General features: G+C 57.1%; 31 protein-coding genes and 1 pseudogene. 27 read left to right on the top strand and 5 right to left on the bottom strand.

The window, feature by feature from the left end; all coding sequences use genetic code 11:
• The first annotated feature begins 13 nt into the window (after positions 1 to 13).
• From rpsC to bfr, 23 genes are all read left to right on the top strand, one after another.
• Positions 14 to 700 (top strand): 30S ribosomal protein S3, encoded by a 687-nt coding sequence (rpsC, locus tag F0169_RS19085; RefSeq protein WP_003176422.1) that lies wholly within the window; start codon positions 14 to 16, stop codon positions 698 to 700.
• A 12-nt stretch (positions 701 to 712) separates the two neighbouring features.
• The gene (gene rplP / locus F0169_RS19080) at positions 713 to 1126 is read left to right on the top strand and encodes a 50S ribosomal protein L16 (RefSeq protein WP_003232424.1); all 414 of its coding nucleotides are present in this window, start codon (positions 713 to 715) and stop codon (positions 1124 to 1126) included.
• Positions 1126 to 1317 carry a 50S ribosomal protein L29 gene (gene rpmC / locus F0169_RS19075; RefSeq protein ID WP_002555481.1) on the top strand — a complete coding sequence of 64 codons (192 nt, stop codon included), beginning with the start codon at positions 1126 to 1128 and terminating at the stop codon, positions 1315 to 1317. The genes rplP and rpmC overlap by 1 nt, the downstream gene beginning before the upstream one ends.
• A 2-nt stretch (positions 1318 to 1319) precedes the next feature.
• Positions 1320 to 1586: a 30S ribosomal protein S17 gene (gene rpsQ, locus F0169_RS19070; RefSeq protein WP_003176419.1), complete on the top strand. Its 267-nt coding sequence runs from the start codon at positions 1320 to 1322 to the stop codon at positions 1584 to 1586.
• A 23-nt stretch (positions 1587 to 1609) separates the two neighbouring features.
• On the top strand, positions 1610 to 1978 hold the full coding sequence (gene rplN / locus F0169_RS19065; RefSeq protein ID WP_002555479.1) for a 50S ribosomal protein L14: 369 nt from the start codon (positions 1610 to 1612) through the stop codon (positions 1976 to 1978).
• A gap of 11 nt (positions 1979 to 1989) precedes the next feature.
• Positions 1990 to 2304, top strand: a complete 315-nt coding sequence (gene rplX, locus F0169_RS19060) for a 50S ribosomal protein L24 (RefSeq protein ID WP_003176416.1) — start codon at positions 1990 to 1992, stop codon at positions 2302 to 2304.
• A 20-nt stretch (positions 2305 to 2324) separates the two neighbouring features.
• The gene (gene rplE, locus F0169_RS19055) at positions 2325 to 2864 is read left to right on the top strand and encodes a 50S ribosomal protein L5 (RefSeq protein ID WP_003176415.1); all 540 of its coding nucleotides are present in this window, start codon (positions 2325 to 2327) and stop codon (positions 2862 to 2864) included.
• A 13-nt stretch (positions 2865 to 2877) separates the two neighbouring features.
• Positions 2878 to 3183 (top strand): 30S ribosomal protein S14, encoded by a 306-nt coding sequence (rpsN, locus tag F0169_RS19050; protein WP_003176414.1) that lies wholly within the window; start codon positions 2878 to 2880, stop codon positions 3181 to 3183.
• Between the two features lie 208 nt (positions 3184 to 3391).
• Entirely contained in the window at positions 3392 to 3784 is a 393-nt protein-coding gene (gene rpsH / locus F0169_RS19045; protein ID WP_010566853.1) for a 30S ribosomal protein S8, read from the top strand.
• A gap of 12 nt (positions 3785 to 3796) precedes the next feature.
• Positions 3797 to 4330 (top strand): 50S ribosomal protein L6, encoded by a 534-nt coding sequence (rplF, locus tag F0169_RS19040; protein ID WP_003176412.1) that lies wholly within the window; start codon positions 3797 to 3799, stop codon positions 4328 to 4330.
• A 10-nt stretch (positions 4331 to 4340) separates the two neighbouring features.
• On the top strand, positions 4341 to 4691 hold the full coding sequence (rplR, locus tag F0169_RS19035) for a 50S ribosomal protein L18 (protein WP_015886135.1): 351 nt from the start codon (positions 4341 to 4343) through the stop codon (positions 4689 to 4691).
• Positions 4692 to 4694: 3 nt separating this feature from the next.
• Positions 4695 to 5195, top strand: a complete 501-nt coding sequence (rpsE, locus tag F0169_RS19030; RefSeq protein WP_003176409.1) for a 30S ribosomal protein S5 — start codon at positions 4695 to 4697, stop codon at positions 5193 to 5195.
• A 2-nt stretch (positions 5196 to 5197) separates the two neighbouring features.
• On the top strand, positions 5198 to 5374 hold the full coding sequence (rpmD, locus tag F0169_RS19025; protein WP_003176408.1) for a 50S ribosomal protein L30: 177 nt from the start codon (positions 5198 to 5200) through the stop codon (positions 5372 to 5374).
• A 3-nt stretch (positions 5375 to 5377) separates the two neighbouring features.
• The gene (rplO, locus tag F0169_RS19020; protein WP_003176407.1) at positions 5378 to 5815 is read left to right on the top strand and encodes a 50S ribosomal protein L15; all 438 of its coding nucleotides are present in this window, start codon (positions 5378 to 5380) and stop codon (positions 5813 to 5815) included.
• Positions 5816 to 7144: a preprotein translocase subunit SecY gene (gene secY, locus F0169_RS19015; protein ID WP_058414072.1), complete on the top strand. Its 1329-nt coding sequence runs from the start codon at positions 5816 to 5818 to the stop codon at positions 7142 to 7144.
• A gap of 27 nt (positions 7145 to 7171) precedes the next feature.
• Positions 7172 to 7288 carry a 50S ribosomal protein L36 gene (gene rpmJ / locus F0169_RS19010; RefSeq protein WP_002555468.1) on the top strand — a complete coding sequence of 39 codons (117 nt, stop codon included), beginning with the start codon at positions 7172 to 7174 and terminating at the stop codon, positions 7286 to 7288.
• Positions 7289 to 7417: 129 nt separating this feature from the next.
• On the top strand, positions 7418 to 7774 hold the full coding sequence (rpsM, locus tag F0169_RS19005; RefSeq protein ID WP_003210063.1) for a 30S ribosomal protein S13: 357 nt from the start codon (positions 7418 to 7420) through the stop codon (positions 7772 to 7774).
• 30 nt (positions 7775 to 7804) lie between these two features.
• Positions 7805 to 8194 carry a 30S ribosomal protein S11 gene (gene rpsK / locus F0169_RS19000; protein ID WP_002555466.1) on the top strand — a complete coding sequence of 130 codons (390 nt, stop codon included), beginning with the start codon at positions 7805 to 7807 and terminating at the stop codon, positions 8192 to 8194.
• An 18-nt stretch (positions 8195 to 8212) separates the two neighbouring features.
• Positions 8213 to 8833, top strand: a complete 621-nt coding sequence (gene rpsD, locus F0169_RS18995) for a 30S ribosomal protein S4 (protein ID WP_003210056.1) — start codon at positions 8213 to 8215, stop codon at positions 8831 to 8833.
• 22 nt (positions 8834 to 8855) lie between these two features.
• Complete coding sequence (locus tag F0169_RS18990; protein ID WP_003176403.1) at positions 8856 to 9857, top strand: DNA-directed RNA polymerase subunit alpha; 1002 nt, start codon at positions 8856 to 8858, stop codon at positions 9855 to 9857.
• 41 nt (positions 9858 to 9898) lie between these two features.
• On the top strand, positions 9899 to 10285 hold the full coding sequence (gene rplQ / locus F0169_RS18985) for a 50S ribosomal protein L17 (RefSeq protein ID WP_007918448.1): 387 nt from the start codon (positions 9899 to 9901) through the stop codon (positions 10283 to 10285).
• A 246-nt stretch (positions 10286 to 10531) separates the two neighbouring features.
• Positions 10532 to 11974 carry a catalase gene (locus tag F0169_RS18980; protein ID WP_425274306.1) on the top strand — a complete coding sequence of 481 codons (1443 nt, stop codon included), beginning with the start codon at positions 10532 to 10534 and terminating at the stop codon, positions 11972 to 11974.
• A gap of 155 nt (positions 11975 to 12129) precedes the next feature.
• Entirely contained in the window at positions 12130 to 12594 is a 465-nt protein-coding gene (gene bfr, locus F0169_RS18975; protein ID WP_053258271.1) for a bacterioferritin, read from the top strand.
• 65 nt (positions 12595 to 12659) lie between these two features.
• On the opposite strand, the gene uvrA is transcribed toward bfr, so the two are convergent.
• Positions 12660 to 15494: an excinuclease ABC subunit UvrA gene (gene uvrA, locus F0169_RS18970; RefSeq protein ID WP_152747345.1), complete on the bottom strand. Its 2835-nt coding sequence runs from the start codon at positions 15492 to 15494 to the stop codon at positions 12660 to 12662.
• Positions 15495 to 15672: 178 nt separating this feature from the next.
• Here uvrA and F0169_RS18965 point away from each other — a divergent pair, with 178 nt between their 5' ends.
• The 3 genes from F0169_RS18965 to tam all read left to right on the top strand — a co-directional run bounded on the left by F0169_RS18965 (position 15673) and on the right by tam (position 18546).
• A complete protein-coding gene (locus F0169_RS18965; protein ID WP_058414075.1) occupies positions 15673 to 17067 on the top strand; it encodes an MFS transporter in 1395 nt (464 codons plus the stop codon).
• A 9-nt stretch (positions 17068 to 17076) separates the two neighbouring features.
• Positions 17077 to 17604, top strand: a complete 528-nt coding sequence (locus tag F0169_RS18960) for a single-stranded DNA-binding protein (protein ID WP_099235124.1) — start codon at positions 17077 to 17079, stop codon at positions 17602 to 17604.
• 180 nt (positions 17605 to 17784) lie between these two features.
• On the top strand, positions 17785 to 18546 hold the full coding sequence (gene tam / locus F0169_RS18955) for a trans-aconitate 2-methyltransferase (RefSeq protein ID WP_152747344.1): 762 nt from the start codon (positions 17785 to 17787) through the stop codon (positions 18544 to 18546).
• 20 nt (positions 18547 to 18566) lie between these two features.
• On the opposite strand, the gene F0169_RS18950 is transcribed toward tam, so the two are convergent.
• From F0169_RS18950 to F0169_RS18935, 4 genes are all read right to left on the bottom strand, one after another.
• Positions 18567 to 19130 (bottom strand): cysteine hydrolase family protein, encoded by a 564-nt coding sequence (locus F0169_RS18950; RefSeq protein WP_122250394.1) that lies wholly within the window; start codon positions 19128 to 19130, stop codon positions 18567 to 18569.
• Between the two features lie 73 nt (positions 19131 to 19203).
• Positions 19204 to 20160 carry a lysylphosphatidylglycerol synthase domain-containing protein gene (locus F0169_RS18945; RefSeq protein WP_152747343.1) on the bottom strand — a complete coding sequence of 319 codons (957 nt, stop codon included), beginning with the start codon at positions 20158 to 20160 and terminating at the stop codon, positions 19204 to 19206.
• Entirely contained in the window at positions 20150 to 21412 is a 1263-nt protein-coding gene (gene clsB / locus F0169_RS18940; protein ID WP_152747342.1) for a cardiolipin synthase ClsB, read from the bottom strand. Before clsB ends, F0169_RS18945 begins: the two co-directional genes overlap by 11 nt.
• The gene (locus tag F0169_RS18935) at positions 21409 to 22188 is read right to left on the bottom strand and encodes an endonuclease/exonuclease/phosphatase family protein (RefSeq protein WP_058414081.1); all 780 of its coding nucleotides are present in this window, start codon (positions 22186 to 22188) and stop codon (positions 21409 to 21411) included. The genes clsB and F0169_RS18935 overlap by 4 nt, the downstream gene beginning before the upstream one ends.
• Positions 22189 to 22402: 214 nt before the next feature.
• Here F0169_RS18935 and F0169_RS18930 point away from each other — a divergent pair.
• Positions 22403 to 24519: pseudogene (locus tag F0169_RS18930) on the top strand (mechanosensitive ion channel family protein).
• Positions 24520 to 24673: the final 154 nt, after the last annotated feature.

The following is a 24673-nucleotide window of genomic DNA, read 5'->3' as shown; positions in this document are numbered from 1 at the left end:
CGGAGTCGAAGAGATGGGTCAGAAAGTACATCCCATTGGCATTCGCCTGGGAATCGTCAAGGAGCACACCTCCGTCTGGTACGCAGACGGTCGGACTTATGCGGACTATTTGTTCGCTGATCTGAAGGTGCGTGAGTATCTCCAAGACAAACTAAAAAGCGCGTCCGTAAGCCGTATCGATATTCATCGTCCGGCACAAACTGCACGTATCACCATCCACACCGCTCGTCCAGGTATCGTTATCGGGAAGAAAGGTGAAGATGTTGAGAAACTGCGTCAGGACCTGACCAAGCAAATGGGTGTGCCTGTGCACATCAATATCGAAGAGATCCGTAAGCCGGAGCTCGACGGTATGCTGGTTGCGCAGAGCGTAGCTCAGCAGCTGGAGCGTCGTGTAATGTTCCGTCGCGCTATGAAGCGCGCCGTACAGAACGCCATGCGCATTGGTGCCAAAGGCATCAAAATCCAAGTGAGCGGTCGTCTCGGCGGTGCTGAAATCGCACGTACTGAATGGTATCGCGAAGGTCGTGTGCCACTGCACACCCTGCGTGCCGACATCGACTATGCCAACTACGAAGCTCACACCACTTACGGTGTGATCGGTGTAAAGGTTTGGATCTTCAAAGGCGAAGTAATTGGTGGTCGCCAAGAAGAACTGAAACCACAAGCACCAGCGCCTCGTAAAAAAGCTGCTAAGTAAGGGGTACGCCAAATGTTGCAACCAAAGCGTACGAAGTTCCGCAAGCAGATGACAGGTCACAACCGTGGCCTGGCTCAGCGCGGTAGCAAAGTCAGCTTCGGCGAGTTCGCGCTGAAGTCTGTAGCTCGTGGTCGTCTCACCGCTCGTCAGATCGAATCAGCGCGTCGTGCACTGACCCGTCACGTTAAACGTGGCGGTAAGATCTGGATCCGTGTATTCCCGGACAAGCCTATCTCCAAAAAGCCCCTCGAAGTTCGGATGGGTAAAGGTAAGGGTAACGTGGAATACTGGGTTGCCCAGATTCAGCCAGGCAAAGTCCTGTATGAAATCGAGGGTGTAACTGAAGAGCTGGCGCGTGAGGCTTTTGCCCTGGCTGCTGCAAAGCTGCCGCTCGCCACCGCCTTTGTTAAACGGACGGTGATGTGATGAAAGCGAATGAACTTCGTGAAAAATCCGCACAGCAGCTGAACGAGCAACTGCTCGGCCTGCTGCGCGACCAGTTCAATCTGCGTATGCAGAAAGCAACTGGCCAGTTGGGGCAGTCTCATCTGCTCTCGCAAGTTAAACGTGACATCGCTCGCGTGAAGACTGTGCTCAACCAGCAGGCAGGTAAGTGATCATGGCTGAAGCCGAAAAGACTGTCCGTACGCTGACTGGCCGTGTTGTCAGCGACAAGATGGACAAAACCATCACCGTTTTGATCGAGCGTCGCGTTAAGCACCCGATCTACGGTAAATATGTTAAGCGTTCGACTAAGCTGCACGCGCACGACGAAACCAACCAGTGCCACATCGGCGACAAAGTCACTATTCGTGAAACTCGTCCGCTGGCCAAGACCAAGTCTTGGGCACTGGTTGATGTTCTCGAACGCGCTGTGGAAGTCTAAGGACTAGGGGTCGGAGAAATTATATGATTCAGACTCAATCCATGCTCGATGTGGCCGATAACAGCGGCGCTCGCCGTGTTATGTGCATCAAGGTGCTGGGTGGCTCCCATCGTCGTTACGCTGGTATCGGTGACATCATCAAAGTTACCGTGAAGGAAGCAATTCCTCGCGGTAAGGTGAAAAAAGGCCAAGTGATGACTGCTGTTGTAGTCCGCACTCGTCACGGCGTACGCCGTGCAGATGGCTCCATTATCCGCTTTGATGGCAACGCTGCTGTTCTTCTGAACAACAAGCAAGAGCCGATCGGCACCCGTATCTTTGGGCCAGTGACCCGTGAACTTCGTACTGAGAAGTTCATGAAGATCGTCTCGCTCGCCCCAGAAGTGCTGTAAGGAGATCCGACATGCAAAAGATTCGTCGTGACGACGAGATCATCGTGATCGCCGGCAAAGACAAAGGTAAGCGCGGTAAGGTGCTTAAGGTTCTCGCTAATAACCGTCTGGTTATCGGTGGTCTGAACCTGGTTAAGCGTCATACCAAGCCTAACCCGATGTCGGGCGTGCAAGGCGGTATCGTCGAAAAAGAAGCTCCACTGGACGCTTCTAACGTCGCCATTTTCAACGGCGAAACCAACAAGGCTGACCGCGTTGGTTTCAAAGTAGAAGATGGCAAGAAAATTCGTGTCTTCAAGTCGACCCAAAAAGCGGTTGATGCTTGAACACTGCTAGGTAGAAGACCATGGCACGACTAAAAGAGATTTACTGGAAAGAAATCGCACCGAAGCTTAAGGAAGAACTTAAGCTTTCGAACGTGATGGAAGTTCCACGCGTTACCAAAATCACCCTGAACATGGGTTTGGGCGAAGCGGTCGGTGATAAAAAAGTCATCGAGCACGCTGTTGCTGACCTGGAAAAGATCACCGGCCAAAAAGTCGTTGTGACCTACGCTCGCAAATCCATCGCTGGCTTTAAAGTCCGCGAAGGCTGGCCGATCGGCGTCAAAGTGACTCTGCGCCGTGAGCGTATGTACGAATTCCTGGATCGTCTGCTGTCGATCTCCCTGCCTCGGGTCCGCGACTTCCGCGGCCTGAATGCCAAGTCCTTCGATGGTCGTGGTAACTACAGCATGGGCGTGAAAGAGCAGATCATTTTCCCGGAAATCGACTACGACAAGATCGATGCTCTCCGCGGTCTGGACATCACCCTGACCACCACTGCCAAGAACGATGATGAAGGTCGCGCCCTGTTGCGTGCTTTCAAATTCCCGTTCCGCAACTGATTGGAGTAGGACCATGGCCAAGATGAGCATGAAAAACCGCGAGCTGAAACGTCAGCTCACGGTTGCCAAGTACGCCAAGAAGCGTGCAGCACTGAAAGCAATCATCGTTGATCTGAACGCAAGTCCAGAAGCGCGTTGGGAAGCTACAGTTGCTCTGCAGAAGCAGCCACGTGACGCAAGCGCTTCGCGCATGCGTAACCGCTGCCGCCTGACCGGTCGTCCACACGGCGTTTACCGCAAGTTCGGCCTCGGCCGTAACAAACTGCGTGAAGCGGCAATGCGTGGTGACGTACCAGGTCTGGTTAAAGCCAGCTGGTAAGTACTTTCAACGTCCCGGTGGGCAGAATCGCAAGATACTGACCGCCGGTGGCCTTGAATCTGGATCAAGCCCCTTTTGGGGCTTGTTTCATTTCTGTAGTGTGTCTAAAATACGCGGCTCGCCTGAGCCCGTGTTTTTTATGCTCGGAGATTCTCGGCGACATATGTAGCCGCAAGGCTAATTTTTTTGTATTAGGAGCGTCTAGCCCATGAGTATGCAGGACCCGTTAGCGGACATGCTAACTCGTATCCGTAATGCCCAGATGGCTGAAAAGTCCGTCGTAAGCATGCCATCTTCCAAGTTGAAGGTAGCTGTTGCCAAAGTCCTGAAAGACGAAGGCTACATTGCGGGTTATCAGATCAGCAGCGAAACCAAGCCACTGCTGTCCATCGAGCTGAAGTACTTCGAAGGCCGTTCGGTCATCGAGGAAGTGAAGCGCGTTAGCCGTCCAGGCCTGCGTCAGTACAAGTCCGCTGAAGATCTGCCGAAAGTTCGTGGCGGTCTCGGCGTGTCTATCGTCTCCACCAATAAAGGTGTGATGACGGATCGTGCTGCGCGCGCTGCCGGTGTCGGCGGCGAAGTTCTTTGCACTGTGTTCTAAGGGGGGATAAGCATGTCTCGCGTCGCTAAGAACCCCGTTAAGCTGCCAGCCGGTGTCGAAGTAAAATTCGCAGGCCAACAGCTTTCGGTGAAGGGTGCCAAGGGCACTCTTGAACTGAACATCCATTCGTCCGTTGAGATCGTTGAAGAAGCTGGTGAGCTGCGTTTCGCTGCTCGCAATGGCGATCAACAAACTCGCGCAATGGCCGGTACCACGCGTGCGTTGGTAAACAACATGGTCCAAGGCGTAAGCCAAGGCTTCGAGCGTAAGCTCCAGCTGGTCGGTGTTGGTTACAAAGCGCAAGCAAAAGGCACGGTGTTGAACCTTGCCCTTGGCTTCTCGCACCCAGTGGATTACGAACTGCCGGAAGGCATCACCGCTGAGACCCCTAGCCAAACCGATATCCTGATCAAGGGCATCGATAAGCAGCTGGTAGGTCAGGTGGCCGCTGAGATCCGCGACTTCCGTCCACCAGAGCCTTACAAAGGCAAAGGTGTGCGCTACGCGGACGAAGTCGTCCGTCGTAAAGAAGCCAAGAAGAAGTAGGGCATAGCAAATGACCGACAAAAAAGTTACTCGACTGCGTCGCGCTCGCAAAGCACGCCTGAAAATGCACGAACTCGAAGTCGTGCGTCTCTGCGTGTATCGCTCGTCGCAGCACATCTACGCCCAGGTCATCTCGGCCGACGGCAACAAAGTCCTGGCAAGCGCCTCGACTTTGGATAAAGAACTGCGTGATGGTGCCACTGGCAACATCGACGCGGCCACTAAGGTTGGCCAGCTGGTCGCTACGCGTGCTAAGGCCGCCGGCGTCTCGCAAGTGGCTTTCGACCGCTCTGGCTTCAAGTACCACGGCCGCGTTAAAGCGCTGGCTGATGCTGCTCGTGAAGCTGGGCTGGAGTTCTAAGTTATGTCAAATAACGACCAAAAGCGCGACGAAGGCTACATTGAGAAGCTGGTTCAAGTTAACCGCGTAGCCAAAACCGTTAAAGGCGGCCGTATCTTCACTTTCACCGCGTTGACCGTGGTGGGTGATGGTAAAGGGCGTGTTGGCTTCGGCCGTGGCAAGTCACGTGAAGTGCCTGCTGCGATCCAGAAGGCAATGGAAGCTGCTCGTCGCAACATGATCCAAGTTGATCTGAACGGCACCACGCTGCAGTACGCAATGAAGTCCGCCCATGGCGCTTCGAAGGTGTACATGCAGCCTGCTTCTGAAGGTACCGGTATCATCGCTGGCGGCGCTATGCGTGCTGTCCTCGAAGTTGCTGGCGTTCAGAACGTTCTGGCCAAGTGCTACGGCTCGACTAACCCGGTAAACGTGGTTCACGCCACTTTCAAAGGTTTGAAAGCTATGCAATCTCCTGAGTCCATTGCTGCCAAGCGCGGCTTGACTGTCAAGGAGATCTTCTGATCATGGCTACCGTTAAAGTAACGCTGATCAAAAGCATGACCGGTCGCATCCCTAACCACAAATTGTGCGTTAAGGGTTTGGGTCTGCGTCGCATCGGTCACACTGTAGAAGTCCAGGATACTCCCGAGAATCGCGGGATGATCAACAAGGCTTACTACATGCTGCGTGTCGAGGGTTAATCGATGAAACTCAATGATCTGAGTCCAGCGCCGGGTTCCCGTCGCGAAAAGCATCGTCCGGGCCGTGGTATCGGTAGCGGTTTGGGTAAGACTGGTGGCCGTGGCCACAAAGGTCAAACCTCCCGCTCCGGTGGCACCATTGCTCCAGGCTTTGAAGGCGGTCAACAGCCGCTGCATCGTCGCCTGCCTAAGTTCGGTTTCGTATCCCTGAAAGCCATGGACCGCGCAGAAGTGCGTCTGTCCGAGCTGGCTAAAGTGGAAGGCGACATCGTTACTGTGCAGACCCTGAAAGATGCCAACGTGATCAACGTCAACGTACAGCGTGTGAAAATCATGCTGTCCGGTGAAGTGACTCGCGCTGTCACTATCGGCAAGGGAATCGGCGCCACCAAAGGTGCGCGTTCGGCTATCGAAGCAGCTGGCGGCAAGTTCGAGGAATAAATGGCTAAGCAAGGTGCTCTCTCAGCGCTCGGCAAAGGCGGTATGTCTGAACTTTGGGCTCGTCTGCGTTTTCTGTTCCTGGCGATTATCGTCTACCGAATAGGCGCACACATCCCGGTTCCAGGTATCAACCCGGACCGACTCGCAGACCTGTTTCGACAGAATGAGGGGACCATTCTTAGCTTGTTCAACATGTTTTCCGGCGGCGCGCTGGAACGGATGAGCATCTTTGCACTGGGGATCATGCCGTACATTTCGGCATCGATCATCATGCAACTGATGACCGCCGTCAGCCCGCAGCTGGAGCAGTTGAAGAAGGAAGGTGAAGCTGGTCGTCGCAAGATTAGCCAGTACACCCGCTACGGCACTGTCATCCTCGCTCTGGTTCAAGCTATCGGCATGTCCGTTGGCTTGGCAGGGCAGGGGATAGCGTTCACTGCTGACTTTGGCTTCTATTTCGTTGCGGTATCCACGTTTGTGGCTGGCGCGATGTTCATGATGTGGCTGGGTGAGCAGATTACTGAGCGTGGTGTTGGTAACGGTATCTCGATGTTGATTTTCGCAGGTATCGTCGCCGGTCTTCCGAGAGCAATCGGGCAGTCTTTCGAGTCTGCACGTCAGGGTGATATCAACATCTTCGCCTTGGTTGCTATCGGTTTGCTGGCAGTAGCGATTATCGGTTTTGTGGTGTTCATTGAGCGTGGCCAGCGTCGTATTGCTGTTCACTACGCCAAGCGTCAGCAGGGCCGTAAGGTCTTCGCTGCGCAGACCAGCCACTTGCCGCTGAAAGTGAATATGGCCGGTGTTATTCCGGCAATTTTCGCGAGCAGCATTTTGCTGTTTCCGGCTTCGTTGGGTACCTGGTTTGGTCAGTCTGAAAATATGGGCTGGCTGCAGGACCTCTCTCAGTCGATCGCTCCTGGTCAGCCGTTGAATATTCTGCTGTTTAGTGCAGGGATTATTTTCTTCTGCTTCTTCTATACGGCGTTGATGTTCAATCCGAAAGACGTAGCGGAAAACCTGAAGAAGTCCGGTGCCTTTATTCCGGGCATCCGTCCAGGTGAGCAGTCGGCACGCTACATTGATGGCGTTCTGACTCGTTTGACCCTGTTCGGTGCTCTATATATGACGGCCGTGTGCTTGCTTCCCCAGTTCCTGGTGGTTGCAGCAAACGTTCCGTTCTACCTTGGCGGGACCTCGTTGCTGATCGTGGTCGTGGTTGTGATGGACTTCATGTCCCAAGTACAATCGCACCTCGTTTCGCACCAGTACGAATCCCTGATGAAGAAAGCCAACCTGAAGGGTTACGGCAGCGGCATGTTGCGCTGAGTACCCATAAGGTTCGAGGAGTTGGTGATGAAAGTTCGTGCATCGGTGAAAAAGCTGTGCCGTAACTGCAAAATTATTCGCCGCGAAGGTGTTGTTCGAGTAATTTGCAGCGCGGAACCGCGTCACAAACAGCGCCAAGGCTGAGTGTGATCCGCTTGAAGCCCGGCAGCTAGTGCGCTGCCGGGTTGATTATTTGTTATTACAGCGATATTATCTCGCGCCCTATTTCTTGGCTTCCGGGGCGTAGGTAGCTGTCAATTGGAGTCCCACTGAATGGCCCGTATTGCAGGCGTTAACATTCCAGATAACAAGCACACTGTTATCTCGCTGACCTACATCTATGGTGTTGGTCGCACTACTGCGCAGAAAATTTGCGCAGATACTGGGGTAAACCCAGCCGCAAAGATTAAAGATCTGAGCGACGAGCAGATTGAGCTGTTGCGTGGCGAAGTGGCGAAGTTCACCACTGAAGGTGACCTGCGTCGCGAAATCAACATGAAAATCAAGCGTTTGATGGACCTCGGTTGCTACCGTGGTCTGCGTCATCGTCGTGGTCTTCCAGTGCGCGGTCAGCGTACCAAGACTAACGCGCGTACCCGTAAAGGTCCGCGTAAGCCGATCCGCAAGTAATCGCCCACGCGAATCGACAGGAAATTAATCATGGCAAAACCTGCTGCTCGTCCTCGTAAAAAAGTTAAAAAGACAGTGGTTGATGGCATCGCCCACATCCATGCTTCTTTTAACAACACAATCGTGACCATCACCGACCGTCAAGGTAACGCGCTGTCTTGGGCTACCTCTGGTGGTTCGGGTTTCCGCGGTTCCCGCAAGTCCACCCCGTTTGCTGCTCAAGTAGCTGCTGAACGTGCTGGTCAAGCTGCGCTGGAATACGGCCTGAAAAACCTCGACGTCAATGTCAAAGGTCCAGGTCCAGGTCGTGAGTCTGCTGTCCGTGCTTTGAACGGCTGTGGCTATAAGATCGCCAGCATCACCGACGTGACGCCAATCCCGCACAACGGGTGCCGTCCGCCGAAGAAGCGCCGCGTGTAATCCAGGAGATTGTAAAGAATGGCTCGTTACATTGGTCCAAAATGCAAACTCGCTCGTCGCGAAGGCACCGATCTCTTCCTGAAGAGCGGCGTGCGCGCGATCGAATCGAAGTGCAACATTGAAGCAGCACCTGGTATCCACGGCCAACGCCGCGGTCGCCAGTCCGATTACGGCACCCAACTGCGTGAAAAGCAGAAGGTCCGTCGTATTTACGGCGTTCTCGAGCGTCAGTTCAGCGGCTACTACAAAGAAGCTGCTGGCAAGAAAGGTGCAACCGGTGAAAACCTGCTGCAACTTCTCGAATGCCGTCTGGACAACGTTGTATACCGTATGGGCTTTGGTTCGACTCGTGCCGAATCCCGTCAGCTGGTATCGCACAAATCCGTCAGCGTAAACGGCCAAACCGTTAACGTACCGTCTTACCAGGTTCGTGCTGGTGACGTGGTCGCGATTCGCGAGAAAGCAAAAAACCAACTTCGCATTGTCCAAGCTCTCGATCTGTGTGCCCAACGTGGCCGCGTAGAATGGGTAGAAGTAGACACTGAGAAGAAGTCGGGCGTTTTCAAGAACGTTCCTGCTCGCAGTGATCTGTCCGCCGACATCAACGAAAGCCTGATTGTCGAGCTCTACTCCAAGTAAGGGCTAGAAAATAGGTGCATCCATGCAGATTTCGGTAAATGAGTTCCTGACACCCCGCCACATTGATGTGCAGGTTGTCAGTCCAACCCGCGCCAAGATTACTCTCGAGCCTCTCGAGCGTGGTTTTGGCCACACCCTGGGCAACGCGCTGCGCCGCATCCTGTTGTCCTCAATGCCCGGCTGTGCAGTAGTCGAGGCCGAGATTGACGGTGTGCTCCACGAGTACAGCGCCATCGAAGGTGTACAGGAAGACGTAATTGAAATCCTGTTGAACCTTAAAGGTCTGGCTATCAAGCTACACGGCCGTGACGAAGTTACGCTGACCTTGTCGAAGAAGGGTTCGGGGGTGGTTACCGCTGCCGATATTCAGCTGGATCATGATGTCGAGATCGTTAACCCCGATCACGTAATCGCTAACCTGGCGTCTAACGGCGCCCTGAACATGAAGCTCACCGTAGCTCGTGGTCGTGGTTATGAACCGGCCGACTCGCGTCAGAGCGATGAAGACGAAAGCCGCAGCATTGGTCGCTTGCAGCTTGACTCTTCGTTCAGCCCGGTTCGCCGTATCGCATACGTGGTGGAAAACGCCCGTGTCGAGCAGCGTACTAACCTGGACAAGCTGGTTATTGATCTGGAAACCAACGGTACTCTGGATCCTGAAGAGGCTATCCGCCGCGCTGCAACCATTCTGCAACAGCAGTTGGCTGCGTTCGTCGACCTCAAAGGTGACAGCGAACCAGTGGTAATCGAGCAGGAAGACGAGATCGATCCGATCCTGCTTCGCCCGGTTGACGATCTGGAACTGACTGTACGTTCGGCTAACTGCCTTAAGGCGGAAAACATTTACTACATCGGCGACCTGATTCAGCGTACCGAAGTAGAACTGTTGAAGACTCCGAACCTGGGCAAGAAATCCTTGACTGAAATCAAGGACGTTCTGGCCTCCCGCGGTCTGTCCCTCGGCATGCGCCTCGACAACTGGCCGCCTGCAAGTCTTAAGAAGGACGACAAGGCGACTGCCTGATCGTCGTAATCACCGAACGTGAGTTTGGTAAGGAATGAACCATGCGTCATCGTAAAAGTGGTCGTCACCTGAGCCGTACCAGCTCGCACCGCAAGGCCATGTTTCAAAACATGGCGGTGTCGCTGTTCGAGCACGAGCTGATCAAAACTACACTGCCGAAAGCTAAAGAACTGCGTCGCGTTGCTGAGCCGCTGATCACTTTGGCCAAGACAGACAGCCTGGCTAACCGCCGTCTGGCTTTCGACCGTACTCGCTCGAAAGCTATCGTTGGTAAGCTCTTCAACGACCTGGGCAAGCGTTATGCTACCCGTGAGGGTGGCTACCTGCGCATCCTCAAGTGCGGTTTCCGCACTGGCGACAACGCTCCTATGGCGTACGTCGAGTTGGTTGATCGTGCTACTGCCGGCGAAGCTGTAAGCGCCGAGTAAGACGACAGTCTGTAACGAAAAACCGGACCTAGTGTCCGGTTTTTTGTGGGCGTAAGAAAAGCCGTCTATATTCCTCACTCCACTTGCGCATTTTTATTAAACCAACAGCTAAGTGTGTGGGTGGCAAATTAGTTATTTTCTATCAAAGTCCATGAATCAATGCATTTGATGGTGTTATCTTGATGGTCAATACTCCCTCCAGCCGATTAGCCGGCAGTTTTATGATTTACCTGAGGAAGATTGAACATGAGCACAATCCTTACCACCGCCAGCGGCGCACCTGTTGCCGATAATCAGAATTCGCGTACCGCCGGCCCTCGCGGTCCAGTGCTGCTTGATGACTTTCATCTCCTCGAAAAACTTGCGCACTTCAATCGGGAAAACATTCCGGAGCGTCGCGTGCACGCCAAAGGTTCAGGTGCCCACGGCACATTCACTGTTACCCGCGACATTACCCAGTACTCCCGCGCCAAGCTGTTCGAGTCCATTGGCAAGAAAACCGCGACCTTCCTGCGTTTCTCCACTGTGGGTGGTGAGCGCGGCTCAGCGGACACTGCCCGTGACCCGCGTGGTTTTGCACTGAAGTTCTACACCGAAGAAGGCAACTGGGACATCGTTGGCAACAACACACCAGTGTTCTTCATTCGCGATCCGCTGAAGTTTCCGGACTTTATTCACACCCAGAAGCGCCTGCCACAAACGAACCTTAAAAGCGCGCAGGCGGTGTGGGACTTCTGGTCGCTGTCTCCGGAGTCATTGCACCAGATTACTATTTTGTTTTCGGACCGTGGCACGCCGGACGGCTTCCGCCATATGCACGGCTTCGGCAGCCATACCTACAGCCTGATCAACGCCCGAGGCGAGCGGCATTGGGTGAAATGGCACTACAAAACCAAGCAAGGTATCAAGAACCTGACGCCTGAAGAGGCAACCCGCCTTGCCGGCACCGACCCTGATTACGCTCAACGCGACCTGTTCAGCGCGATTGAACGCGGGGACTTTCCCAAGTGGAGCGTCAACATTCAGATCATGACCGAAGCTCAGGCTGCGGCTCACTACGAAAACCCGTTCGACGTGACCAAGACTTGGTCGCAGTCCGAGTTTCCGTTGATCGAGATTGGCGAGCTGGAATTGAACCGCAACCCGCTCAACTACTTTGCCGAGGTCGAGCAGGCTACTTTTGGCCCGAGCAACATCGTCCCTGGTGTCGGCCTGTCGCCTGACCGTATGCTTCAAGGTCGCCTATTCGCTTACCCGGACGCTCACCGCTATCGTGTGGGCACCAATCACCAGCAGTTGCCAATCAACGCGCCACTGCAACCGGCCAATCACTACCAGCGTGACGGCTCGATGGCGTTCGGTGCCAATGGTGGTGCGTCCCCCAACTATGAACCCAACAGTGTCGCGGGTACGCCGCAACAAGCGCCACAGTATGCTGAGCCGCCTTTGGCGCTCCGGGGTGCGGCAGATCGTTACGATCAGCGTGAAGACACTGACTACTATAGCCACGCTGGCGCGTTGTTCCGCCTGCAGACCGATGCTCAGAAGACGCTGCTGATCAACAACATCGCCGGTGCCATGGCGGGCGTTAGCAGCAACGTGGTGCAACTGCAGCTCCAGCATTTTTTCAAAGCGGACCCTGCTTACGCACAAGGTATTGCAGACGCACTGGGTGTAACGATGAACTGACTCTAAACGAGAAGCAGAACCGCCCTCATTTGGGCGGTTTTTGCGTTATTTCAGCTACTTTTCGCGGTAAATCTTCACTTTTCTGCCGTTTGTCTCGTGACCTGCAGGTCATCATGGTTCAAACTACAGGCTTTCAAGTAGGGAGATGTAGGGCGATGCAAGGTCACCCCGACGTAATCGATTACCTCAACACGTTGCTGACGGGCGAACTGGCAGCTCGTGACCAATATTTCATCCATTCGCGTATGTACGAAGACTGGGGCTTTACCGAGCTCTACGAGCGTATCAACCACGAAATGGAAGAAGAGGCACAGCACGCCGACGCACTCATGCGCCGTATCCTGATGCTCGAAGGCACGCCACGTATGCGTCCCGACGACCTGGATGTGGGCACCACGGTGCCTGACATGCTCGCAGCCGACCTTCGCCTTGAGTACAAGGTTCGCGCTGCGCTCTGCAAGGGCATCGAGCTCTGCGAGCAGCACAGCGACTATGTCACCCGCGAAATTCTCCGCGTGCAGTTGAATGACACCGAAGAAGATCACACGTACTGGCTGGAAAAGCAGTTGGGCCTGATCAAGCTGGTCGGCCTGGAGAATTACCTGCAATCGCAGTTCTGATTCCCGGCTACAAAAAAGCCCCTGTCACCGCAAAGTGACAGGGGCTTTTTCATGTACCCGATAAATCAGGCTTTGTCGCGTGCCAGTAACGGTTTCAAGTAATAACCCGTGTGCGATTGCGGCATTTCGGAGACCTGCTCCGGCGTACCTACCGCAATGATCTGGCCGCCCTTGGAACCGCCTTCCGGGCCCAGGTCGACCAGCCAGTCGGCAGTCTTGATCACATCAAGGTTGTGCTCGATCACTACCACGGTATTGCCATGGTCCCGCAGGCGGTGCAGCACATCCAGCAATTGCTGAATATCGGCGAAGTGCAGGCCGGTAGTCGGCTCATCAAGGATGTACAAGGTCTTGCCGGTATCTCGCTTGGACAGCTCGCGGGACAGCTTGACCCGCTGCGCTTCACCACCCGACAGCGTGGTCGCCGACTGGCCCAGCTTGATATACGACAGGCCCACATCCATCAGTGTTTGCAGCTTGCGCGCCAACGCTGGAACCGCGTCGAAGAACACCCGTGCTTCCTCGATGGTCATCTCCAGGGTTTCGTGGATGTTCTTGCCCTTGTATTTGATCTCAAGGGTTTCGCGGTTGTAGCGTTTGCTCTTGCACACGTCGCACGGCACGTAGATGTCCGGCAAGAAGTGCATCTCCACCTTGATCAAGCCATCGCCTTGGCACGCTTCGCAGCGCCCGCCCTTGACGTTGAACGAGAACCGGCCAGGCCCGTAGCCGCGTGAGCGGGATTCGGGAACCCCGGCGAACAGTTCGCGAATCGGCGTAAACAGCCCGGTGTAGGTGGCAGGGTTGGAGCGCGGCGTGCGGCCAATCGGGCTTTGGTCGATGTCGACCACTTTGTCCAAAAGGTCCAGGCCTTTAATGCTGTCGTGTGCAGCTGCTTCCAGGGTAGTCGCGCCATTAAGGGCGGTCGCACTCAACGGGAACAGCGTGTTGTTGATCAGCGTCGACTTGCCTGAACCGGACACGCCTGTCACACAGGTCAGCAGGCCCAGAGGAATTTCCAGGTCAACATTGCGCAAGTTGTTGCCGCGCGCGCCCTTGAGGTGCAACGCCGCCTTTTTGTTACGCGGCCGACGTTTGGCCGGGACTTCAATTTTCACGCGCCCCGACAAGTACTTGCCCGTCAGCGAGTCAGGATGAGCCATCACCTCGGCCGGCGTACCTTGCGCAACAATATGCCCGCCATGCACACCCGCACCGGGGCCAATATCGACCACGTAATCCGCCAGGCGAATCGCATCTTCGTCGTGTTCGACCACGATTACCGTGTTGCCGATGTCCCGCAGGTGCTTCAGCGTTCCCAGCAGGCGATCATTGTCGCGCTGGTGCAAACCAATCGACGGTTCGTCGAGGATGTACAGCACGCCCACGAGGCCTGCGCCAATCTGGCTTGCCAGACGAATCCGCTGGGCCTCACCGCCCGATAGCGTATCGGCGCTGCGATCAAGTGACAGGTAATCCAGGCCCACGTTAACCAGGAACTGCAGGCGCTCACGGATCTCCTTGAGGATCTTGTCGGCAATTTCCCCGCGACGCCCGGTCAGCTTGAGCACGCCGAAGTATTCACAGGCATCACCGATCGGCAGGCTGGTCACCGCCGGCAAGGTCTTCTCACCCACCCACACGTGCCGCGCTTCGCGGCGCAGGCGGGTACCCCGGCAATCCGGGCAAGGCTGAGTGCTGAGGAATTTTGCCAACTCTTCGCGCACGCTTGCGGACTCGGTTTCGCGGTAGCGACGCTCCAGGTTCGGCACGATGCCTTCGAACGGGTGCGAGCGTTTAACGATGTCACCGCGGTCGTTCAAGTACTTGAAGTCGACGTTCTGCGAGCCGCTGCCGTGCAGAATGACCTTTTGCTGGTCTGCCGGCAGTTGGTTAAACGGCACTTCCAGGCTGAACTTGTAGTGGGACGCTAATGACCCGAGCATCTGGAAGTAGTAGACGTTACGCCTGTCCCAGCCGCGTATCGCGCCCTCCGCGAGGGTCAGGTCGCCGTTAACCAGGCGCTTGATGTCGAAGAACTGCTTCACCCCCAGGCCATCACACGTCGGGCAGGCGCCCGCCGGGTTGTTGAAGGAAAACAGCTTGGGCTCCAACTCGCTGATCGCGTGGCCACAGATGGGGCACGCGAAGCGCGCCGAGAAGATGATCTCTTCGCCCGGCTCGTCGTCCATTGGCGCGACCAGGGCAATGCCGTCCGCCAGCTTCAATGCGGTTTCGAAGGACTCCGCCAAACGCTGCTGCAAGTCGGCGCGCACTTTGAAGCGGTCGACAACTACATCAATCGAGTGCTTCTTTTGCTTGTCGAGCTTCGGCGCTTCATCCAGCTCATACAGCTTGCCGTTGATGCGTGCACGCACAAAACCCTGCGCACGCAGCTCTTCGAAAACCGAAAGGTGTTCACCCTTGCGCTCACGAATCACCGGCGCCAGCAGCATCAGCTTGGCGCCTTCCGGCTGGGCCAGCACCAGGTCAACCATTTGGCTGACGGTCTGGGCTTCCAGCGGAATATCGTGATCCGGGCAGCGCGGAATACCCACCCGCGCGTACAGCAGACGCAGGTAGTCATAGATTTCGGTAATGGTGCCCACTGTGGAACGTGGGTTATGGGAGGTCGACTTCTGCTCGATGGAAATCGCAGGCGACAGGCCTTCAATGGTGTCAACGTCGGGCTTTTCCATCATCGAGAGGAATTGCCGGGCATAGGCCGACAGCGATTCCACGTAACGACGCTGGCCTTCGGCATACAGCGTGTCAAACGCCAGCGATGATTTGCCGGACCCGGACAAACCGGTGATGACGATCAGTTTGTCCCGAGGCAGGGTCAGGTCGATGTTCTTCAGGTTGTGGGTTCTAGCCCCACGAATCAGGATCTTGTCCAAGATGGCCTCGCACGGCGGGCGTAAATAATGCCGGAGTATACGGCTAAAGACTGGATGAATATACACTGTCAAAGTGCCGGGTGCAGCCTTACATGAAAGCTGCGCGGCAAAGCGCCGCATATACCCTCTCAATCGATGGGACTGGTAGAATCGCCGGCGGTTCACACGAGGTTTTTCCATGCACGATCCCCACAGCGAACGCATGAGTAGCGGCGAGACCCGAGCGGCAAGCGGTCTGGCCCTGGTGTTCGCCTTCCGTATGCTGGGCATGTTTATGGTGTTGCCGGTGCTGGCGACCTATGGGATGGATCTCGCAGGCGCAACCCCCGCCCTGATCGGCCTGGCGATTGGCGCCTATGGCCTGACCCAGGCGATTTTTCAGATTCCGTTCGGGATCATTTCCGACCGCATCGGCCGCCGCCCGGTGATTTACCTCGGGCTGATCGTGTTCGCACTCGGCAGTGTGCTCGCGGCCCAGTCCGACTCGATCTGGGGCGTGATTGCCGGGCGCATCCTGCAAGGTGCCGGGGCGATTTCCGCTGCGGTCATGGCGCTGCTCTCGGATTTGACCCGCGAACAACACCGCACCAAGGCCATGGCCATGATCGGCATGACCATCGGGCTGTCATTCGCCGTGGCGATGGTGGTCGGCCCCTTGCTGACGCGCGCCTTTGGTTTGCACGGGCTGTTCCTCGCCACCGGCGGGATGGCGTTGTTCGGTATCGTGATCGTGGCCTTTATGGTCCCGCATTCCACAGGCACCTTGCAGCACCGTGAATCGGGCGTTGCGCGCAAGGCGCTATTGCCGACGCTCAAGCATCCAGACCTGCTGCGCCTGGATTTAGGTATCTTCGTGTTGCACGCGATGCTGATGTGCAGCTTCGTCGCACTGCCCCTGGCACTGGTCGAAAAAGCCGGCCTGCCCAAGGAACAGCACTGGTGGGTGTACCTCACGGCACTGCTGATTTCGTTCTTCGCCATGATCCCGTTCATCATCTACGGCGAGAAGAAACGCAAAATGAAACGAGTTTTACTCGGCGCCGTCGCGACGCTGATGCTCACTGAGCTATTCTTCTGGAAGTTCGGCGACAGCCTGCGGGCGCTGGTAACGGGCACGGTGGTGTTTTTCACTGCGTTCAACCTGCTGGAGGCGTCGTTGCCTTCGCTGATCAGCAAAGTTTCACCGGCCGGTGGCAAGGGCACGGCGATGGGGGTTTATTCCACCAGCCAGTTCCTCGGCTCTGCACTGGGCGGCATCATGGGTGGCTGGATGTTCCAGCATGGCGGTTTGTCAGTTGTGTTCCTCGGATGCGCAGGTCTGGCTGCCCTCTGGCTAGCCTTTGCTGTTACCATGCGCGAACCTCCCTATGTGACGAGCCTGCGTTTGCCGTTATCGCCAGAAGCGATCCGCGAAGTCGGTCTGGTTGAGCGCCTTAAGGCTGTCGCAGGGGTTACGGATGCCGTGGTTATTGCTGAAGAAGCCGCCATCTACATCAAATTGGACACCGAATTATTGGATCGCGCGACGCTTGAGCAACTGGTCAACCCAGTGCCGACAGCGCGCCCAGCTTAGGAGAACGTTATGGCCCGTGGGGTTAACAAAGTCATATTGGTCGGTACATGCGGCCAGGATCCCGAAGTTCGCTACTTGCCTAACGGTAACGCCGTGACCAACCTGAGTCTGGCGACCAGCGAACAGTGGACCGACAAGCAAACCGGCCAGAAGGTCGAGAAAACCGAATGGCACCGCGTGTCGATGTTCGGCAAGGTGGCAGAGATCGCCGGTGAATACCTGCGCAAAGGTTCGCAGGTGTACATCGAAGGCAAACTGCAAACCCGCGAGTGGGAAAAAGACGGTATCAAGCGTTACACCACTGAAATCGTGGTCGACATGCAAGGCACCATGCAACTGCTGGGCGGCCGTCCACAGGGCGACCAACAGGGCCAGGGCGGCATGTCCAACTCGGCACCGCGCCCACAGCAGTCGCGTCCGCAACCAAGCCAACAGCCAAGCCAGCAGCCACAGCGTGAGTCGCGCCCAGCGCCACAGCAGGCCGCGCCGCAACCGGCTCCGGATTTCGACAGCTTTGATGACGATATTCCGTTCTAGGGTCTAAGCCCCAGGAACAAGCAAAACCCCCGCAGTCGAAAGCCTCGGGGGTTTTTTATTGCGTCCGATCAAGCGTCCACCTTGCCTGGCCAGCGCTGGTACCAGGTCTGTGCAGCATTTGTACTCATGCCTCACAAGATTTAGGCTGTCGCCAACCTCAAAAAACAAAGGAGAGCCGTGATGACCTGGTCAGCCAAGCAGTACACGATGTTTGAGCAGCAGCGCACACGCCCCGTGCGTGATCTGGTCGCGGCCATTGCGAATACCGACGTGCGTACTGCCGTTGACCTGGGTTGTGGCCCCGGTAATTCCACCGAAGTGTTGGCCGAGCGCTTCCCGCAGGCGCATATCACTGGCCTCGACAGTTCCGATGACATGCTGGTCGACGCGCGTAAACGCTTGCCGGCGCTGAACTTCGAACTGGCGGACATTGGTGCGTGGAAGCCTGCGCAAGCATTCGATGTGATCCTCGCCAACGCGTCCCTGCAATGGCTGCCCAACCACGCCACGCTCTATCCGCACCTGGTTAACCAGCTGATGCCCGGCGGCACGCTGGCGGTGCAAACCCCGGACAACCTTGACGAACCTGCCCACCGGCTGGCGCGTGACGTGGCTGCCGATGGCCCATGGGCTGCAAAGATTGGTGCGGTTAAACACAATGAGCGGCACAGCGCGAGTTACTACTACGAATTGCTGAGCCAGCAGTGCAGTACGGTTGATGTGTGGCGCACTACCTACCTGCACCCGTTGGTGGGGCACGCGGCGGTGGTGGAGTGGTTCAAGGCTTCGGCATTGCGGCCATTTCTTGCACCGCTGTCCGATAGCGAGAAGGCCGCATTCCTGGAGGATTACCAGGCGCGGATTACTCAGGCTTATCCAGCCTTGGCCGACGGAACCGTGCTGCTGCCTTTCCCACGGCTGTTTATCATCGCAACCCGCTGAACCGGGCAATCAAGTGGCGGTTATGCCGCCGCCGCTTGCGCCTTCAGGTAGTCATCCGCCGAGACCACACTCGCGTAGCCAAAGCCCAGCGATGCCATGTAAGCACCGTGCACCTGCGCGGCCGGGATGACCTCGCCATTAAATTGCTGATCGCAAGTTGCGCACGCGTCATGGATCACCGTGACCGTGTAGCCCAAATCTGCAGCCGCGCGAACCACCGCGTCGATGCACATGTGGCTCATGCTGCCGACCACCACCACGTCGGTGATGCTGCGTTTTTCCAGCAGCGCACGCAGCTCGGTGCCGCGAAACGCGTTCACGAAATGTTTAAGCACCACCGGTTCGTCGCCTTCGTTCAGCACCTTGGCATGCAAGTGCGCGCCCTCGGACGCTGGGGTGAAGAACGGCGCGTCCTCGGCAGTGAACTCATGGCGCACGTGAATCACAGCATCGCCGGCCTGACGGAAGGCGTTGAGTACCTGCGCCGCCTTGTCTGCCGCGGCTTCTACGCCATCAAGCGGCCACTTGCCTTGAGGAAAGTAGTCGTTCTGAATATCGATCAGGATGAGCGCTTGCTTGGCCATACGTGTTGCCTCGTGATGGGTGACAGGGTCAATCTTAGCGTGCGCCGAGTCCAGGCGCGCCAGCTTAACGCGCTCACGCGGGGGTTTTTTTGACCCGTAATGCTTTGGCCTTGGCCTCCACGGCGAGGTACATCACCAACGCGATCAGCAGCGGCAAAATAAAATAAATCGCCCGGTACGCAATCAAACCCGCCAACAAGCTGCCGCGCGACGCCTCATGCTGCAACAGTGCAATAAACACCGCCTCCAGCACGCCCAGGCCCGCCGGGATATGCGTGACCACGCCGGCGATCGCGCTGATCAGCAATACGCCCAGCACCAGCGGGTAATCCAGCTTGGCCGGCAACAGGGTGAAAATCACCGCTGCCATCAACGACCAGTTCAACGCGCCCATGGCTAACTGCAAACACGCCATGCGCAGCGACGGCAGGTTGATCTCGATGCCTTTGATCGACCACGCGCGTTTTTTCGAAAACTGGCAGGCCGCCAGATACCCAAGGCTGACCAGTACCAACAACGCGCCGATGCCTTGCAAGGCGCCGCTGCTGACCTTCCAGCCCGGCGGCATGGTCACCAACCCACTGCTGAACACCACGCCCGCCAAGGCCATATAGCCAAACCAGTTGGTGGCCAGGCTCAGGCCTAGGATCTTGGCGATATTGCTGGTGCTCACGCCAAGCCGCGAATACAGCCGATAGCGCATGGCGATGCCGCCGACCCACGCGCTCAGGTTGAGGTTGAACGCATAGCTGATGATGCCCACTGGCAAAATCTGCTTCCAGCGCAGCGGTTGGCGAATGTAGGTGCGGCCGATCAGGTCGAAGCTCGCGTACACCAGGAAGCTGCACAGCGTCAGCGCGCCGGCGATCAGCAAGGTGCGCAGCTTGAAGTCACCGAGCGTCTGCAGCACTTCGCTCCAGTCGATACGCCGCGTGAGCAGGGTGAACAGCACGATCAGCAACAGGAAGAAGGCGATGGTCAGCGGTTTCTTCCAACGCGTGAAACGTGATCCGCTGGCTTCAGAGGTCATTGGCCGAGTTCTCGAAGGGTTTCAAGCGCGGTTTGTGCGCGGGTAACCAGCCTGTCAGCGCGGGGAAGTGGCGCATGACGTGGAACACCAGAAAGCCGACCGTCAAGCGCCATAACCATAAGCGCGGCTTGCGGTTTTCCGGCATGGTCTTGCAATGGTTTTTGGCGAGCAGTTCCAGGCTTTCATAAAGTTGCTGATTGAATGCACGGTCACGAATCAGCACGTTCGCTTCAAGGTTCAGCGACAGGCTCAGCGGGTCGAGGTTGCTTGAGCCCACGGTGCTCCAGTCGTCATCCACCAGCGCGACTTTTCCGTGCAGTGGGCGCTGGCAGTACTCGTGAATCACCACGCCATCCTTAAGCAAATAGTCATACAGCATGCGCGCTGCCAGCTTGGCCAACAGCACGTCGGGCTGGCCCTGCATGATCAGTTGCACGTGCACGCCACGCCGCGCGGCATTGCGAATTTCGCGCAGCAGGCGGTAGCCGGGGAAGAAATAAGCATTGGCAATCACCGCGCGCCGTTGGGCTTTGCTCAAGGCGTGGATATACGCCTCCTCAATGTCATCGCGGTGTTGCACGTTGTCGCGGTAAATCAAGCGCACCAGGCCGCTGTCGCCCTCCGTCGACCACGGCGACGGGCGTTGCTGGCGCCGTCGCCAGCCACGCCGCGTGCGCACTTGGCGGCCGCTTTGTGCGAGGGCGAAGTGGTGCAGGTCCGCCACTGCCGGGCCGATCACTTGCACCGCGTAATCCTGCTTGGCCTCGGGGCCGAAATCGCCCAAGTGGTCGGCAGAAAAATTGATTCCGCCGATAAACGCCACCTCGGCGTCGACGACCACGATCTTGCGGTGCAGCCGGCGAAACCAGTTGGTGCGAAACCCGAGCGTCTTCGACGCCGGATCAAACATTTGCACCGTCACCCCGGCTTGCGCCAACTCGCCGAGAAACGACGGTGACAGCTCACCACAACCAAAACCGTCGAGGCTGGCCACAACTTTGACGCCGCGCTGCGCCGCCTCGATCAAAATGCTTTGCAGCTCATGACCAACCTTGTCTTCGAACAGGATAAAGGTCTCCAGCAGGATCTCCCGCCGCGCCTCGCGCATGGCGGCGAACACCGCCGGGAAGTACGCCTCGCCGTTTTCCAGCAGCTCAATGCGGTTGCCCGCCTGCCAGCCGTAATCCAGGTCGCGCGCCTTGGCGTCATCCGGTGGCTGGTCGGTGGCGATGTGCTCTACCGCAATGCTCATAGTTCGATCTCCACCGACAGCGGCACGTGGTCTGACAGATGGGACCAGGGCCGTGTCGTCAGCACTCTGGGGTTGTGCGCCTTCAAGTTGCGCACATAAATGCGGTCCAACGGCAGCAAGGGCAAGCGCGCGGGAAAAGTTCGTGCGGGTTTGCCGTGAGCTTGTACGAACACTTCCGTGAGCCCGCTTTGACTGAGGTCTGCCTTTTGGCGCCAGTCGTTGAAATCGCCGGCAACAATCAGCGGCGCATCCGCTGGAATCTCGCGGATGCGCTGCTCAAGCAAGCGCAATTGCTGCTGGCGATGCACCTCGCGCAGGCCCAGGTGCATGCAGATCGCATGCACCTCTTGCCCGCTGCCCGGCAGGCGCAGTACGCAATGCAGCAGGCCACGGTTTTCGTGGCCACTTTGCGAGATGTCGAGATTATCGTGGTGGGTGATCTGGAATTTCGACAGCAGCGCATTGCCGTGGTCGCCATGCGGGTAAACCGCGTTGCGCCCATAGGCGAATTGCGGCCAGATGCTGTCGGCCAAAAACTCGTACTGCGGCATGTTCGGCCAGTCGCTGTAGTGCTGCGGGTGGTGCTCATGGGTGCCGTGAATTTCTTGCAGGAACACCATGTCGGCGCCCACGCTGCGCACTGCTTCACGCAGCTCGGGCAGGATGAAACGTCGATTCAGGGCCGTGAAGCCCTTGTGGATATTAACCGTCAGCACCGTGAAGCGAGTGATGGCGACGCTGGGCGTAACGGGCACCCAGTCGGGAATCGCAGCCATGATTGCTCCTGTGAAAAAAGAGTGGGGGCCAGGCCCCCGTGTATGGCTGACTGCGATTTTTGCGTGAAAGTTTCCAACGTCCTACAGACGGCATACCACGCGGTATAACCGATCACGCAGCGCGTGCGGGGCGCAATTCCTTCATCGTGCTTGGGAACGATCAGCGGCAAACCCCGTCAGTTTCTTACAGACCCTGCTGAAGGAGCCCGGTGTTTTGCTGAATTCAAAGACTGCATTACTGCTTGGTGCGCTGCTGTTGTGTGGCAGTGGCGCGCTGCAAGCCGCTGCCGCTGCTCCGGCCGCCGCCCCCGCCGAACCTGCCGCAGCCGCTGCGCCGGCCAAGCCCGAGTTGCTGGTGGAAGGCGGTTTGCTTGGCGCCATCAGTTCAAGCATCGACGACGTGCAGGACAAGCTCGACCTCAATCAAAACCTTATCGACGCCTGGCGCCTGCGCGCAGACCGTGCGGCAGACGAAGTAGGGCGCCTGGTCGATCAGACCAGCCAGCGTTCGCCGTGGAGCATCGCCGGGGACTTTTTGCTGCTGTCCGGCGTGTGGGTCGGTGCCTTCGCCGTATTGACGTTGCTGGGGCACTTTATCGTGCAGCGCCTGAGTCGACGGCACTTCGTTGAACAGCGCGGGCGCCTGCAAGCTGTGCTTGGGTATGTGTTGCCGTACACACTTCCGGCGGTGGCGTGTTTGCCGCTGACCCTGTATGTCAGCCACTTTTTACCCTCCTCGGTGGGGCGCGCGCTGGCGTTGTGTTTCGCTTACGCGACCAGCAGTGGCATCTTTTCCACGTCGATGCTGCTGTGCGTCATCGTCATGTTCAACGTGGGGCACAAGCGGCCAGCCGTGCAGATTATTCGTAATTATTGCCCCAAGCCGCTGTTTCTGATCGGCTTCCTCGCAGCGCTGAGCGATGCCCTGACCAGCCCGCAAATTGCGCGCCAGTTGGGCGGCAATATCACCAGCAGCATCGCGGTGTTTACCGGCTTGTTCGCCGCTGTGATTTTTGGCGTGCTGGTGATCCGTTTGCGTCGCCCGGTGGCGCACTTGATCCGCAATCGGCCGTTGGCCCAGCGCATCAAACACCCGGCGCTGCAGCAATCGCTGCGCATATTTTCCGGCCTATGGTATTGGCCGATTCTGTTGATGGTGCTGGTCTCGGCGATCAACCTGATCGGCGCCGGCGACGACAACCAGAAGGCCCTGCGTTGCGCATTGTTCACCACGATTCTGTTGATCGGCACGGTGTTTCTGAGCACCGTTTTGCAGCACCTGTTCAAGTCTCGCAGCCAGGTGGCGATTCAACGTAGCAGCGCTTACAAGGAGCGTTTCCTCAGCCTGTTGCACGCGATTTTACGCATCGCCATGGCCATCGCCTTTATCGAAATGCTCGGGCGCATCTGGGGCATCTCGCTGTTTGAATTTGCTCAGCGCAACTCGGTGGGCCGCGCAATCAGCGACTCCCTCAGCAGCATCGGTTTGATCCTGCTGATGACGTGGCTGTTCTGGGTGGTACTCGACACGGCAATCCAGGAAGCGCTGAAACCACCGGTGAACAAACGCTCGAATCGCCAGCCGAGCACGCGGATCAAAACTATCCTGCCACTGCTGCGCAACGCGGTGAAAATCATCCTGGTGGTGATCTGTGCGATCACCACCATGGCCAACCTCGGCATCAACGTCGCGCCGCTGCTGGCCGGTGCCGGTGTGGTCGGCCTGGCCATCGGTTTCGGTTCCCAGCAACTGGTGCAGGACGTGATCACCGGTCTGTTCATTATCATTGAAGACACGCTGTCGATTGGCGACTGGGTGGTGCTCGACTCCGGCCACGCCGCACCGTCGAAGGCCTGACCATCCGCACGCTGCGCCTGCGCGACGGCAAGGGTTTTGTGCACTCGGTGCCGTTCGGGCAAATCAAGGCGGTTACCAACCAGTCGCGGCAATTTGCCTACGCGTTCTTTTCGGTGCAATTCACGTATGACACGGATGTGGACAAGGCCGTTGAGCTGATCAATGAGGCTGGCCAGTCGATACGCGACGATGTGTTCCTCAAGTACAACCTGCAAGGGCCGCTGGAGGTGTTCGGTGTGGACAAGATGGACCTCAACGGTGTGGTCCTCACCGCGCAGTTCCGCACGGTGTCGGGCGGGCAATATGCGGTCAGCCGCGCGTTTAACCAGCGCTTGAAAAAGCTTGTGGATAACTGTGATGAGGTGCACTTCGCGCAAACTTATCCACAGCAGGTTTTGCTGCCCAAGCGAACGCCGCAGGCGGATGAGCCGGAGGCTCCGGTGGTGCTGACAGAACAACCGCGCACCCAGTAGTTTTGTAGCGCCAAAGCCAGCCTCATCGGGAGCAAGCCCCCTCCCACAGTTGAGTGTGTGAACCCATTTGATTGGGTTCTCACACCAACTGGGCTCAGCCATTGATAGGGTTCTCACATTTGACTGGGCTCAGCCATTGATAGGGTCCTCACAT

It is taken from the genome of Pseudomonas kitaguniensis (genome assembly GCF_009296165.1).
Lineage (GTDB): Bacteria > Pseudomonadota > Gammaproteobacteria > Pseudomonadales > Pseudomonadaceae > Aquipseudomonas > Aquipseudomonas kitaguniensis.
Note: the sequence above shows the minus strand (reverse complement) of the source record. Positions and strands in the feature narration are given on the sequence as shown.